The following is a 13,435-nucleotide window of genomic DNA, read 5'->3' as shown; positions in this document are numbered from 1 at the left end:
CGGGGCCCGCTCCGTCTCACCGCTGCCGGGACCATCCCGTGTCGTCGCAGCCGACAAAACCCTCCATCTCCAGCAGTGGGAGTACGGCGCGGACGTGCTCGACCGCGACCCCGGACAGTTCGGACAGTTCCCGGACCCCACGCGGTCCGGCGGCCGGCAACGCCTCGTACACGAGCAGCGCGTCACCCGACAGCGCATCGAGATCGCGGACCACCTCGGGGCCGTCCCGCAGTCCGATCGGCCCGGCCTCCTCGACCACGTCGCCGGCGTTCGCGACCAACCGCGCCTCCCCCTCCCGAATCATCCGATTGCATCCGGTCGACGACGCCGACGTCACCGGACCGGGCACCGCCATCACCGGACGGCCCAGTTTGCGCGCCCAGCTCACGGTGTTCCTGGCGCCGCTGCGCCAGCCCGCCTCCACCACGACCACCCCGTCGGACAGGCTCGCCACCAACCGGTTCCGCGCCAGGAACCGATGTTTCGCCGGAGTCGTGCCCGGCGCGTACTCGCTGACCACCGCACCGTTCTGTGCGATCTGCCGCAACAGGCGCGCATGCCCCGCTGGGTACGCGCGATCCACACCACACGCCAGCACCGCCACCGTCAGGCCCCCGACGCCCAGCGCCGCACGATGCGCGGCGCCGTCGACCCCGAACGCCGCGCCCGACACGATCGTCCACCCGTCGACCGCGAGATCACCGGCAATCTCCGCCGTCACGTGCTCGCCGTACCCACTCGCCGCCCGTGTCCCCACGATCGAGATCGCCCGATCGGTGAGTTCGGCCACCGGGCGCGACCCGAGTACCCACAGCGCCAGCGGCGGGCCCTCGTCCCGCGACCGCGACAGATTCCCGAAACCGAGGAGCCGCCACTGTGGCCATTCGTCGTCGTCCGGCGTCACGAGCCGGCCACCCATCCCCGCCACCAGTTCGAGATCTTCCGCGGCCGTGTCCACGTGGGCACGGGCCACCGTGCGCTCCCCCAGCACTTCCGACAGGTCCCGCTCCCGCACGGCCCGCGCGGCCTCCTGCGGCCCCACCTCCTCCACGAGGCGGGACAGCGCCGGGCACGGCCCCTGCACCACCTTCGACAGATACGCCCACGCCAACCGGCGCGGATCGTGAACTCCACTCGGACCGTTTGCGTCACTTCGACTTTCCACCGTCATTGAAAGCTCCGATCACGAAATCCCAGTGCGGTGACCACCTGCTCCGGGCCCGGCATGGCGAGGCCCGCCAGATCGCTCACCGTCCATGCCACCCGTAGCGCACGATCGGCCCCTCGGGCCGTGATCAGCCCCTTGCGCAGCGCCCGCTCGACCGGCGCCAGCGCCGGGCGCGCCAGCCGGAACTTCTGCCGCAGGGCCGGGCCCGGCACCTCCGCGTTGGTGCGCCACCCGTAGTCGCTCCACCGCTCGCCTGCGGCGGCGCGCGCCTCGGCCACCCGCCGCCGGACGTCCTCGGTGCTCTCGCCGACCTCGTCGATGAACGCCCCGGTCGCGACGGCCTGCATCCGCACACGCAGGTCCACGCGGTCCATCAGCGGTCCCGACAACTTGCCGAGATAGCGTCGCCGGGCGGTCGGCGCGCACACGCAGTCCGCCTCCCGCGGCGGCGCGCACGGGCACGGATTGGCCGCGAGGATCAGCTGGAAACGCGCCGGGTAGCGGGCGACCCCGTCCCGTCTCGCGATCCGCACCTCCCCGTCCTCGAGTGGGGTCCGCAGGGCCTCGAGTACCTTGGTTCCGATCTCGGCGCACTCGTCGAGGAACAGCACCCCGCGGTGGGCGCGACTGACCGCACCGGGTTTCGCGACACCGCTGCCGCCGCCGACGAGTGCACTCACCGACGCCGTGTGGTGGGGTGCGATGAACGGCGGCACGTCGATGAGGGGGCGCTCGGGCGGCAGGAGTCCCGCCACCGAGTGGATTGCCGTCACCTCGAGCGATTCGCTCTCGGTGAGCGGCGGCAGAACTCCCGGAAGACGTTGCGCCAGCATCGTCTTCCCGACGCCGGGTGGGCCGGTGAGCATGAGGTGGTGTGCTCCCGCCGCCGCCACCTCGATGGCCCAGCGGGCCTCCGTCTGACCGACCACCTCGCTCAGATCGGCGCGCACCGGCTGCTCGACCCACTGCGCCGGCTCGGGGTACTCGAGATCGCGCTCCTCCCGCAGCCACGCGATCGCCGCCCTCAGATCCTGTGCGCCGAGCACCTCGACACCGCCGACCAGCCCTGCCTCGGGCAACGACTGCACCGGGACCACCACGGTTGCCCATCCCGCGTTCTTCGCCGCGAGCACCGCGGGCAGGATCCCGCGCACTGACCGGAGCCGGCCGTCGAGCGCCAGTTCGCCGAGCAGAACGGTCTCGCGCAGCCGCTGCCGCTTCACCTGTTTGGCCGCATCGAGCACGGCAGCGACGAGCGCGAGGTCGTAGACCGATCCGACCTTCGGCAGGGTTGCAGGCGACAACGCGAGGATCACCTTCGAATCCGGCCACTCCTCGCCCGAATTCGCGACCGCGGCCCTGATCCGGTCGCGCGCCTCCGACAGCGCGGTGTCGGGCAGCCCGACCAGGTGTACTGCGGGCAGCCCCCGGCCGATGTCGGCCTCGATCTCGACGAGCTGACCGTCGACCCCGGTCACCGCCACCGAATGCGCGCGCCCCAGCGCCATCAGAACGCATCCCGGACATGCTCGATCTGTGGTTGCGGACCGTGCCCGATCATGATCGCGACGACGTCGAACCGCACCCGCGACCAGTGTCGGCTCGACTCCCGCAGCCATTCGACCGCCAGCAGGCGGATGCGTCGCTGTTTGGAGAACGTCACGGCCTCGGCGGGAGTGCCGTATCCCAGGCCGCGCCGCGTCTTCACCTCGACGAAGACGAGCCAGTCCCCTTCCGCCGCAATGAGATCGACCTCACCGTAGCGGGATCGCCAGTTGCGGTCGACGATCTCCATACCCGCCTCGGTGAGATACCGGGCGGCCAGATCCTCTCCATGTGCACCCAGCGCGAGATTGTGCGCCACAGCAGCCTCCACCCCGTCCCGCGGCGGCCCACCGATGCGAACCGCGCCTCTCGCACCACCATGGCCGAACCGGATTCCGGACGACCCACGCGAACTGGGCGAACAGATTGGGTTGTGGATGGATCACGAGTTGGGGACAACTCGGCAGTCCGCGACGGCCGTGCGCGAGGAAACCCCAGGCCAGGGCTGTCAAGACGGTAATCGGACGATCAGCCGACGGCCGGCATCCAGCGGCGTGCGAGACCGGCCACCCACTCGACGGCCTCACCGGGATCCTCGGGTGGTGATTCGACGAGGACGAGTTCGTCGACGCCCGCGCCGACCAGGGCGTCGACGTGGGACGGGTCCACTTCGCGCAGGGCAACGGCCAGGCGCAAGCCGGCGGGATCGCGCCCCGCGTCCCGGCACAGTGCGCGGATCGCTTCGATCCGTTCGGCGACGACGTCGACGCCGTCCAGGTTGAACCCGTACCAGCCGTCGCCCCACGCCGCGACCCGGCGGAGCGCGGCGTCGCTGTTGCCGCCGAGCACGACCGGAATCCGGCGATCGCGCACGGGTTTCGGGTTCACGCGAATCGAATCGAAGTGGACGAACTCGCCGTCGAACGTAGCGACGTCGTCACGCCACAGCGTGCGCATCGCGGCGACGTATTCGGCAGCGCGCTCGCCGCGGCGCCCGAACGGAATGCCGAGTGCAGCGAATTCTTCCCTGGACCAGCCGATGCCGACGCCGAGCATCAGCCGGCCACCGCTCATCACATCCAGCGTCGCCGCCTGCTTGGCCATGAGCACGGGATTGTGTTCGGGCAGCAGCACTATCCCGGTGGCGACGCCGATCGTGTGGGTGGCTGCGGCGGCGAAGCTCAGCCCGATCATCGGGTCGAGCCAATCCGCGACGGCGGGGACGGCGATCTTTCCGTCGTCCGCGTACGGATACCGCGACTCCGGCCGGTCCACCATCACGACGTGTTCGCCGGCCCACAGCGTCGCGAATCCGCTGTTCTCCGCGGCCACCGCGACCGCGTCGATCACGGCGCGGCGAGCGCCGGTACCGATCCCGAGGGCGTGCAACCCGAGGCGCATCGGCCGATCGTCTCACAGTTGCCCGGCCGAAGTGCCCGGTTCCGGGACGCACCTATCCGCGCACGTCGAGGCTCCTGGCGTAGTGCTCCTTGAACACCTCGAGGTGCGTCCAGCTCTCCAGGGCCGCCAGCTGACAACCCGTGACAGGGAAGGGTCGGTGCTGCGCAGCACCGACCCTGTCGCGGTCAGCCGGGCTCGCCGTCCGAATCCGCCGGAGACGGGGCGGCCGTCGTCGCGGTGAGTCCGGCATCGTCGAGCGCACGCCCGGTGAGTACCCGGCCCAGTTCGATCATCTCGGCGGCGCGGTGGAAGTCGAGGCTGCGGCACGCGTTCCGCGGGACCCGGACGTGCACGTCCGGTGGGTACGCGGCGAGCTGGTACCGGGCCAACGTCGCCTGCATCACGTCGAGCGAGCGGTTCATCACCGCGAACCGGCTGAACTTCGGGACGGCCACCGCGGTCCCCTCGACCACGGCCTGGTCAGCGATCACCTGGCCGTCCGGCTCCTCCGACGGATCCGGGTCGGTGTGCGCGGCGCCGAACCGTCCGACCACCGACCGCACGATGTCCAGGTCACGCAGCTGCGCGGCGCTGCGGCGGAAGCGGGCCATCCATTCGTCCACCGGCCGCGAGTCCGCGCTGACGTTCTCCGGGGCCGGGGAACGGCCGTCCCGATCCTCGGCGCCCAGGCTGATTCCGACGGTCAGGTCGGCGCTCACCGAGACGAGCGGCGCCATCGGCAGCGGATCCAGCACCCCACCGTCGGCGAGGACCCTGCCGTTGAGCACATACGGCGTGATGACGCCGGGGATGGCGATCGATGCGCGGATCGCCGCGTCGACGGGGCCGCGCTGGAACCACACCGACCGGCCCGCAGCGAGATCGGTGGCCACGGCCGTGTACGGAATGGGTAGGTCTTCGATGCGGATCTCGCCGAGGATCTCCCGGACCCGGTGCAGGATCTTCTCGGCGTGGATGGCGCCGGGCGCGGACACCGACAGGTCGAGGAGCCGCACGACGTCCAGCTGGGTCAGACCGACCGCCCACCGGGTGAAGTCGTCGAGCTTCCCCGCGGCGTGGAGGCCACCGACGAGGGCGCCCATCGACGATCCTGCGACACCGACGATCTCGAATCCGCGCTCCTCGAGTACCTGGATCGCGCCGATGTGGGCGTACCCGCGGGCGCCGCCACTGCCCAGAGCCAGCGCGACGCGCCTCGGTCCGGTCATCGGATGATCTTACGCGGCCGGGAAGTTCGGATCGTCAGGACAGGCCGTTGTCCGGGAGCCGCAGGTCCGGCTTGTCGAGTTCCTCGATGTTCACGTCCTTGAACGTGATGACGCGGACGTACTTCACGAACCGGGCGGGGCGGTACATGTCCCACACCCAGGCATCGGACATCCGCAGCTCGAAGTAGATCTCGCCGTCCGCGTTGTGCGGCAGCAACTCCACCGAGTTGGCCAGATAGAACCGGCGCTCGGTCTCCACGACATAGGAGAACTGACCGACGATGTCCCGATACTCGCGGTAGAGCGACAGCTCCATCTCGGTTTCGTACTTCTCGAGATCCTCGGCACTCATCGGTCTCGGAGTCCTCCTGCTCTGGTGTGAATTGTCATCATCTCGCACTTCCGGAACTGTTATCCACTCGGTGTAGCAGCGCCGCGACATTCGACCACGATCGGCGGTGCTCCGGGCACGGTCCCAGCTCGTCGAGCGCCGCCAGGTGGGCGGGCGTGTTGTACCCCTTGTGGATCGCGAAACCATAACCGGGGTGTGTGTCGTCCATCGCGACCATCACCCGGTCCCGCGACACCTTGGCCAGGACGCTCGCCGCCGCGATGCACGCCGCCGCGGCGTCGCCCCCGATCACCGGCAGCGACGGGGCCGGGAGCCCCGGGACGCGGAAGCCGTCGGTGAGAACGTAGCCGGGGGTCGTCGAGAGCCCCGCGACCGCACGCCTCATGCCCTCGATGTTGGCGACGTGGACCCCCATGCGGTCGACTTCCTCCGCCGGAAAGGACACGACGCTCCACGCCACTGCCAGGCGGGTGATGGCCGGGAACAGCTCTTCGCGCGTGCGCTCGGTGAGCTTCTTCGAATCGTCGAGCCGCGCCAGCGCCGGATACGGCTTCGGTGCGAGCACACAGGCCGCCACGACGAGCGGGCCCGCACACGCGCCCCGGCCGGCCTCGTCGACACCGGCCACCGGCCCGAGTCCGCTGCGGACCAGGGCCGACTCCATCGTCCGCAGACCGGACGACCTGCGAATGACGATGCGTGGAGGCCAGGAAGTCACTTGCCCTGGATATCGGGTGAACTGATCGTGCCCATCCGCGACGGCGGCAACGCGATGAAGACTGCCTTGCCGATCACGTTGTCGAGCGGGATGGTGCCTTGCATGTCGTCGCCCACGTGGTACCGCGAGTCCGCGGAGTTGCTGCGGTTGTCGCCCATCATCCACAGATGACCCTCGGGGACGGTGACGGGACCGAAGCAGCGTGCCGACTTCAGCGCCGTGTCGCAGGTCTGTGAGCCTGGGACGAACGGGAAGTCCATGACGACGTAGGGCTCGTCGAGTGGTTTACCGTCCACCAGGATGCGCCCCTGGTCGTCACAGCATTCGACGGTCTGACCGCCGGTGGCGATCACACGCTTGACGAGGTCGTTCTCGTCCGGCGGGACGAGTCCGACGAGGGAACCGACTTCCTGCGCACCGCGGATCACCACGTTGGAGGAACGGGTGGAGACGAAATCCTGTGACCACGAGTCGGGGCCGCGGAACACGATGACGTCACCCGGTTTCGGATCACCGAAGCGGTAACCGATCTTCTCGACCACGATGCGGTCACCGGTGCAGCCCGCGCACCCGTGCAGCGTCGGTTCCATCGATTCCGACGGAATGAGATAGACCCGCGCGACGAACGTCTGCAGCAAGAAACTCAGGACGAGCGCGACCAGAATCAGGATCGGTAACTCGCGGAGGAAGGAGCGGGGCTTCTTCTCGGGCTCCGCCGCACCGCCGTTCACCGCGGAGGTGGCGGCCGAATCGCCGGTGGTCTCGGATTCCGACGACAATGCCCGCTCCTTCGAAGAATCTGTCACGAAATCAGATTAGCCCGGCACCGCGCGTACGCAGTGCCGGGCTCATCGGAAAGGTCAGCGCTTTTCCTTGATCTTGGCGGCCTTGCCACGCAGATCGCGGAGGTAGTACAGCTTGGCGCGACGGACGTCACCGCGGGTGACGACCTCGATCTGCGCCAGGTTGGGGCTGTGAACCGGGAAGGTGCGCTCGACGCCGACGCCGAAGGAGACCTTGCGGACCGTGAAGGTCTCGCGGACGCCGCCGCCCTGACGGCGGATCACGACGCCCTTGAAGACCTGCACGCGCTCCTTGGAGCCTTCGATGACCTTGACGTGCACGTTGAGGGTGTCGCCGGGACGGAACTCGGGAATGTCGTCGCGGAGGGACTTCTTGTCCAGGAAATCGAGAGTGTTCATCGGTGTTCCATCCTTGCGTTTTCGCAGGAGCAGAGGAACCGAGCGGCACCCGGACGTTCGGAGAACACCGGTGCTCGTCTGGTTCGTGCCCAGATCAAGTACTGCTGCCTGGTCCAGGCAACCCGTCCATTGTGCCAGACGCCACCGGGTGAAGCGAAATCGGTGGTGGCGCCGCATGCACCACGTGGTCGAGTTCCACCTCGGCCGCCACCTTGGCATGTTCCGCGGCTTCCTTCACGTGCACCGCGCTGGGCGTCCCGGCGATGAAGTCCTGCACGAAGATCTTGGCCCGGATGACCGGCCGCCGCCACTTGCGCTCCCGTTCGAGTGCCCGCAGCATCCGCTTCGGCTTCGAGGTGTAGCGCCACCGTGCCCACGGCGCGCTCGGCCTGCTGAGCCGGAGCGCCCCGATCAGCAGGATCGGGAACACGAACAATCCGAGCAGTCCCGTCCAGATCTTCCCCTTGAGCAGCACCACCGCCGCGATGAGCAGATTGATCACCGACGACAGCGCGATCGCCACCCGCACCCAGGGATCAGGCGAATCCCGGAAGTCGGTGACATTGATCAGTTCGAGTGGACGCAGCCCGAGGAGCAGCAGACCGGTGACGGCGATCGCGACGAACACGGCATCGACGGACGTCCGGCCCTCGTCCGCCCAATACACGTCTTGCAGGTAGAAGATCAGCGCGAACTCGTCCAGCACCAGAGCGGCGCCGATCCCGAAGAACGTGGCGAGGACGGCGCCGGTGGTCTGGGTGCCGTCCTCGTACACGGCGATGAGGGCAACACCGGACATGAGCATCGTCACGACGCCGAACACCACGTGGTGGACGTGGTGCCCGCCGGGTTTCACGTTGCCCGGCCACCACGAGACCTCGGCGCGGATCATCCGCACGCTCAGCCGGATGAACAGGAATGCCGCGAGAAACCCGAGCAGGAAAAAGAGCAGAGGCAGGCGCCCGTGCCCGACGATTTCCCTATCCAGCCATTCGTACATCGGCATCCACTATCCCAGTAAAGAACTGGTCACTCCACGGGAAAGTGGCGGCTCGTGTCGGGATGGTGACCTCCTACTTGCCGAACCCCGCCTTCCGCAGCGCGTCGGCCATCGACCCGCCGGGTGCCGGGCGGTTGTCCCGGCCCCGGTCGCGTCCACCCTGCTGCTGCGGCTTGCCCCCGCCGCGCCGGTCCTGCGGCTGCCCGCCGCCCCGCCGATCCTGCCGCTGCCCGCCGCCGCGGGGCCCGTCGTTCTTGCGACCGCCTGCCCCGACCTCGTCGTCGAGTCGCAGCGTCAACCCGATACGCTGACGCGCCTCGTCGACCTCGAGGACCTTGACCGTCACCACGTCGCCCGACTTCACGACGTCGCGTGGGTCCTTCACGAAGTTGTGGGACATCGCCGACACGTGGACGAGGCCGTCCTGGTGGACACCGATGTCGACGAACGCACCGAACGCCGCCACGTTGGTGACGACGCCCTCGAGGGTCATCCCTGGCTTCAGGTGCGACACCTTCTCGATGCCCGCCGCAAACGTGGCCGTCTTGAATTCCGGGCGGGGGTCGCGTCCGGGCTTCTCGAGCTCACCGATGATGTCGGTGACGGTGGGGAGTCCGAACCGGTCGTCGACGAAGTCGGCCGGGTTCAGGCTGCGCAGCGCGGATGTGTTGCCGATGATCTCGCGTACGCCGGTGCCGCTGGTCTGGACGATCTTGCGCACCACCGGGTAGGCCTCGGGATGGACGCTGGACGCGTCGAGGGGGTCGTCGCCGTTGGGGATCCGGAGGAAGCCGGCGCACTGTTCGAACGCCTTCGGGCCGAGCCTCGCGACGTCCTTGAGCCCCTCGCGGCTGCGGAACGGGCCGTTCTGGTCACGGTGCGCGACGATGCTCTCGGCGAGGGACCCGGCGATACCGGACACTCGGGACAGCAGCGGCACGGACGCGGTGTTGACGTCGACGCCCACGGCGTTCACCGCGTCCTCGACGACGGCGCCGAGTGAACGCGCGAGCAGGGTCTCCGACACGTCGTGCTGGTACTGGCCGACGCCGATCGACTTCGGGTCGATCTTCACCAGTTCGGCGAGGGGATCCTGCAGGCGCCGGGCGATGGAGACGGCGCCGCGGATCGACACGTCGAGGTCGGGCAGCTCCGCCGACGCGTACGCGGAGGCCGAATACACGGACGCGCCGGCCTCGGAGACGACGATCTTCGTGAGGTTGGTGGCGCCGGACTTGGCGATCAGCTCGCTCGCGAGCGCGTCCGTCTCACGGGAGGCGGTGCCGTTCCCGATGGCGATCAGCTCCACGCCGTGCTTGGCGACGAGGCCGGCGAGAGTGGCGAGGGAGGCGTCCCATTTGTTCTGCGGCTGGTGCGGGTAGATCGTCTCGTGGGCCACCACCTTGCCGGTGGCGTCCACGACCGCGACCTTGGTGCCGGTCCGGAAACCGGGGTCCAGGCCCATCGTGGCGCGGGTGCCTGCCGGCGCCGCCAGAAGCAGGTCTTTCAGGTTGGTGGCGAACACGTCGACGGCGTCCTTCTCCGCCGACTGACGCAGCCGCATCCGGGTGTCGATGCCCAGGGTGACGATCATCTTGGTGCGCCACGCCCACCGCACGGTGTCGAGGAGCCACCGGTCGGCCGGCCTGCCGCGGTCGGCGATGCCGAAGCGTCCGGCGATCCGGCCCTCGTAGACCGTGGGCTCGCCCGGGACGGCCTCTTCCGTGTCGGGCGCCAGGGTGAGCGAGAGCACCTCTTCCTTCTCGCCGCGGAGCACCGCCAGGATCCGGTGCGAGGGGAGCTTGCCGAACGGTTCGGAGAACTCGAAGTAGTCGGCGAACTTCGCGCCCTCGGTTTCCTTGCCCTTGCGGACCGCGGACACCAGTTGACCGCGGGTCCACATCAGCTCACGGAGCTCACCGACCAGGTCGGCGTCCTCGGCGAAGCGTTCGACGAGGATCGCGCGCGCACCTTCGAGCTGTTCGGCGGTGTACGACGCCGGGTCGGTCGAGGGATCGGTGATCAGCGCGTCGGCGACGGGCTCGTGACCGGCTTCGCGCGCGATCTGCGCCTTGGTGCGCCGCTTCGGCTTGAACGGCAGGTAGATGTCCTCGAGACGCGCCTTCGTCTCGGCGGTCATGATCTGCCCGCGCAGCTGATCGTCGAGCTTGCCCTGCGAGTCGATCGACTCGAGCACGGCGTCCCGGCGCTCGTCCAGTTCCCGCAGGTACCGCAGGCGTTCCTCGAGCTGGCGGAGCTGAGCGTCGTCGAGCGTTCCGGTGACTTCCTTGCGGTACCGGGCGATGAAGGGCACGGTGGCTCCGCCGTCGAGGAGATCCACGGCGGCCGCGACCTGTCCCTCCCGGACGTCGAGCTCCTCGGCAATGCGCTGGTTCACGGTCTTGAGAGTCACGGAAATGGACCCTACCGCTACTCTGAGACAATAACGTCGGCGGTGAGGCCGTCACGGAAATCTCGGGAGAATTTCATGTCCAGGCTGATCCGCTGCCTGACGGTCATGGTCTTCCTGCTGGGTGCGACGCAAGCCTGCACGATCCCGACCGAGACGAACTCCGTGGTCGACATCCCCGCGACTTCACCGACGGTCGCGACCCCCGACCTTCTCCCTGCCGAGGTACCCGCAGGGGAACCTGCCGGTGACGGCCTGACCGTGAGCCCGGAGCCGTTCCCCTCCGCGCGGGTTCCCGTCTCCGCGCCTCTCGCGGAGCGCATCTCGGCGGCGGTGGCGACCGCGGCGGCCGAGCGCGGCGCCGACGTGTCGATCGCCGTCCTGGACCGGGCCACCGGCAGCTATCTGGAGGACGCTGCAACCGAACCGGTCGAAACGGCGTCGCTGGCCAAGCTCTTCATTGCCGCCCAGATGTATCACCTCGACGCGCACGGTGAGCGGCCGCTGTCCGACTTCGACCGTCTCCTGCTGAAGCGGATGCTCGAGTCCTCCGACGACGATGCGGCCAACACGCTCTGGGACGATCTCGGTGGTTCGGACCTGGTCGTCGACGTCGCGGGGCGATACGGGCTCGCCGCCACCACACCGCCGTGGGACGGGTTGTGGTGGAACACCGAGACGACCGCCGCCGACCTCGTGACGTTCTACACCGGGCTTCTCGACGACCGCGACGGGCTGGGCCCCGGGCGCATCGCCGAGTTCGTCGCCTACCTGCGCGCGTCGACACCCGAGGGCATCGACGGCTACGACCAGCGGTTCGGCATCCCCGACGGGTTGCCGGGCGAGACCGTCGTCGGGGTGAAGCAGGGCTGGATGTGCTGTGTGGGTGATCGGTGGATCCACGCGTCGACCGGGGTGATCGGGGAGGGCAACCGCTACATCGTGGTGGTCGCGTCGCGGGAGGACATCCGGTACGAGGACGACGAGGAGTCGTATCCGGACACCGCAATCACGGATGTCACCGAGGATTCGAGTGCGCAGCACGCACGGGACACGATGACCGGGATCGTGAAGTCCCTGTTCCCCACCGGGGTCGTCGACGACTGGGCGCAGCCCCAGGGTTAGCGCCCGGGTCCGGAAATCGTTTCAGGGCAACAGGTCCGGACGACGTTCGGCGGTGCGGTGCAGCGACTGCTCGCGTCGCCACGCCGCCACCTTCGCATGATCGCCCGACAGGAGGACGGGCGGGACGTCGAGTCCGCGCCACGTGGCGGGCCGGGTGTAGCTGGGACCTTCCAGGAGGCCGTCGGAGAACGAATCCTCTTGGTGCGATTGCTGATTGCCAAGGACTCCGGGAATCAGGCGCACGAACGCCTCCGTCATCACCAGCACGGCCGCCTCCCCGCCGATGAGGACGTAGTCACCGATGCTCACTTCTTCGACACGCACCCGGCGGGCTGCGTCGTCGAACACCCGCTGATCGATGCCTTCATAACGCCCGCAGGCGAAGACGATGTGCTTCTCCCCCGCCCAGCGCTCGGCGGTGGCCTGTGTGAAGGGAACGCCGGCGGGTGTGGGGACGACGAGCAACGTGTCGGTGTCGCCGTCACCGGCGGCGAGGACGTCGTCCAGCGCGGGCCCCCACACGGTGGGCTTCATGACCATCCCCGGCCCGCCGCCGTACGGCGAATCGTCGACCGCCTTGTGGACGTCGTGCGTCCAATCCCGCAGATCGTGCACCTCGACGGAGATGAGGCCCTTGTCGATGGCCTTGCCGAGCAACGCGGCGCGAAGCGGTTCGAGGTATTCGGGAAAGATGGTGACCACGTCGAGGCGCACGGCTACCGACTCACTTCCCGTCGGCGGATTCACCGAAGTCGGGGTCGAGCAGCCCTTCCGGCGGATCGATCTCGACGATGCCGTCGGCCACGGACACCGACGTGACGATCGCGGCCACGAACGGGACCAGGAGTTCGCCGGACTGTTCACCGGCCCGACGGACCGAGAGCAATTCGCCTGCCGCGGAATGCAATACCTCGATGACGGTACCCACCTCGGTGCCGTCCGCGAGGCGCACCGACAGTCCCTCGAGTTCGTGATCGTAGAACTCGTCGGGGTCGTCGGAGGGCACCAGTTCGGCGCTGTCGATGACGAACAGCGTGCCCCGCAGCGCATCCGCGGCAGTGCGATCCGGGATGCCCTCGAGGCGCAGCAGAAGCCGCCCGGAATGCTCCCGGGCGGCTTCCACCGTGTACGTGCTCACAGTCTGCTCGCGCGGCTTGTGTCCCCGCAGCACGGCACCGACGGCGAATCGATCCCCGGGTTCGTCGGTGCGAACCTCGACCACGATCTCACCCTTGATGCCGTGCGACTTGGCGACACGGCCGACCACGAGCTCCACTGTTGTAAG

14 protein-coding genes are annotated in these 13,435 nt (G+C 68.8%); 1 reads left to right on the top strand and 13 read right to left on the bottom strand.

Annotated elements, in window-relative coordinates; all coding sequences use genetic code 11:
- Positions 1–16: 16 nt before the first annotated feature.
- The 11 genes from dprA to I1A62_RS42985 all read right to left on the bottom strand — a co-directional run bounded on the left by dprA (position 17) and on the right by I1A62_RS42985 (position 11,028).
- Positions 17–1,171, bottom strand: a complete 1,155-nt coding sequence (dprA, locus tag I1A62_RS43035; RefSeq protein WP_124392785.1) for a DNA-processing protein DprA — start codon at positions 1,169–1,171, stop codon at positions 17–19.
- Positions 1,168–2,676 (bottom strand): YifB family Mg chelatase-like AAA ATPase, encoded by a 1,509-nt coding sequence (locus I1A62_RS43030; protein ID WP_124392784.1) that lies wholly within the window; start codon positions 2,674–2,676, stop codon positions 1,168–1,170. The genes dprA and I1A62_RS43030 overlap by 4 nt, the downstream gene beginning before the upstream one ends.
- Positions 2,676–3,032 (bottom strand): YraN family protein, encoded by a 357-nt coding sequence (locus tag I1A62_RS43025; RefSeq protein WP_087556533.1) that lies wholly within the window; start codon positions 3,030–3,032, stop codon positions 2,676–2,678. Before I1A62_RS43025 ends, I1A62_RS43030 begins: the two co-directional genes overlap by 1 nt.
- Positions 3,033–3,241: 209 nt before the next feature.
- A complete protein-coding gene (locus I1A62_RS43020) occupies positions 3,242–4,114 on the bottom strand; it encodes an LLM class F420-dependent oxidoreductase (RefSeq protein WP_219458104.1) in 873 nt (290 codons plus the stop codon).
- Between the two features lie 185 nt (positions 4,115–4,299).
- Positions 4,300–5,343: a patatin-like phospholipase family protein gene (locus I1A62_RS43015; protein WP_124392782.1), complete on the bottom strand. Its 1,044-nt coding sequence runs from the start codon at positions 5,341–5,343 to the stop codon at positions 4,300–4,302.
- 34 nt (positions 5,344–5,377) lie between these two features.
- The gene (locus I1A62_RS43010; protein ID WP_005240496.1) at positions 5,378–5,695 is read right to left on the bottom strand and encodes a DUF2469 domain-containing protein; all 318 of its coding nucleotides are present in this window, start codon (positions 5,693–5,695) and stop codon (positions 5,378–5,380) included.
- 37 nt (positions 5,696–5,732) lie between these two features.
- On the bottom strand, positions 5,733–6,413 hold the full coding sequence (locus I1A62_RS43005; RefSeq protein ID WP_124392781.1) for a ribonuclease HII: 681 nt from the start codon (positions 6,411–6,413) through the stop codon (positions 5,733–5,735).
- A complete protein-coding gene (gene lepB, locus I1A62_RS43000; RefSeq protein WP_124393016.1) occupies positions 6,410–7,192 on the bottom strand; it encodes a signal peptidase I in 783 nt (260 codons plus the stop codon). Before lepB ends, I1A62_RS43005 begins: the two co-directional genes overlap by 4 nt.
- Positions 7,193–7,273: 81 nt before the next feature.
- Entirely contained in the window at positions 7,274–7,615 is a 342-nt protein-coding gene (rplS, locus tag I1A62_RS42995; RefSeq protein ID WP_005240490.1) for a 50S ribosomal protein L19, read from the bottom strand.
- A gap of 94 nt (positions 7,616–7,709) precedes the next feature.
- On the bottom strand, positions 7,710–8,615 hold the full coding sequence (locus I1A62_RS42990; RefSeq protein ID WP_072937973.1) for a hypothetical protein: 906 nt from the start codon (positions 8,613–8,615) through the stop codon (positions 7,710–7,712).
- 73 nt (positions 8,616–8,688) lie between these two features.
- Complete coding sequence (locus I1A62_RS42985) at positions 8,689–11,028, bottom strand: Tex family protein (RefSeq protein WP_219458103.1); 2,340 nt, start codon at positions 11,026–11,028, stop codon at positions 8,689–8,691.
- Between the two features lie 75 nt (positions 11,029–11,103).
- Between I1A62_RS42985 and I1A62_RS42980 the strand changes: the two genes are divergently transcribed.
- Positions 11,104–12,150 (top strand): class A beta-lactamase-related serine hydrolase, encoded by a 1,047-nt coding sequence (locus tag I1A62_RS42980; protein ID WP_225858147.1) that lies wholly within the window; start codon positions 11,104–11,106, stop codon positions 12,148–12,150.
- A gap of 21 nt (positions 12,151–12,171) precedes the next feature.
- On the opposite strand, the gene trmD is transcribed toward I1A62_RS42980, so the two are convergent.
- Entirely contained in the window at positions 12,172–12,864 is a 693-nt protein-coding gene (gene trmD / locus I1A62_RS42975) for a tRNA (guanosine(37)-N1)-methyltransferase TrmD (protein ID WP_124392779.1), read from the bottom strand.
- Positions 12,865–12,874: 10 nt separating this feature from the next.
- Positions 12,875–13,426: a ribosome maturation factor RimM gene (gene rimM, locus I1A62_RS42970; protein ID WP_219458102.1), complete on the bottom strand. Its 552-nt coding sequence runs from the start codon at positions 13,424–13,426 to the stop codon at positions 12,875–12,877.
- Positions 13,427–13,435 lie beyond the last annotated feature (9 nt).

This window comes from Rhodococcus sp. USK10 (assembly GCF_019378875.1).
Lineage (GTDB): Bacteria > Actinomycetota > Actinomycetes > Mycobacteriales > Mycobacteriaceae > Rhodococcus_F > Rhodococcus_F pseudokoreensis.
The sequence above is the reverse complement of the archived record's forward strand: the minus strand, read 5'-3'. Positions and strand labels throughout refer to the sequence as shown.

Bases quoted from the DNA above. Each gene is read 5' to 3' on its own strand.
- dprA (WP_124392785.1), bottom strand. From the start codon at position 1,171: ATGACGGTGGAAAGTCGAAGTGACGCAAACGGTCCGAGTGGAGTTCAC.
- I1A62_RS43030 (WP_124392784.1), bottom strand. From the start codon at position 2,676: ATGGCGCTGGGGCGCGCGCATTCGGTGGCGGTGACCGGGGTCGACGGT.
- I1A62_RS43020 (WP_219458104.1), bottom strand. From the start codon at position 4,114: ATGCGCCTCGGGTTGCACGCCCTCGGGATCGGTACCGGCGCTCGCCGC.
- I1A62_RS43015 (WP_124392782.1), bottom strand. From the start codon at position 5,343: ATGACCGGACCGAGGCGCGTCGCGCTGGCTCTGGGCAGTGGCGGCGCC.
- I1A62_RS43010 (WP_005240496.1), bottom strand. From the start codon at position 5,695: ATGAGTGCCGAGGATCTCGAGAAGTACGAAACCGAGATGGAGCTGTCG.
- rplS (WP_005240490.1), bottom strand. From the start codon at position 7,615: ATGAACACTCTCGATTTCCTGGACAAGAAGTCCCTCCGCGACGACATT.
- I1A62_RS42990 (WP_072937973.1), bottom strand. From the start codon at position 8,615: ATGTACGAATGGCTGGATAGGGAAATCGTCGGGCACGGGCGCCTGCCT.
- I1A62_RS42980 (WP_225858147.1), top strand. From the start codon at position 11,104: ATGTCCAGGCTGATCCGCTGCCTGACGGTCATGGTCTTCCTGCTGGGT.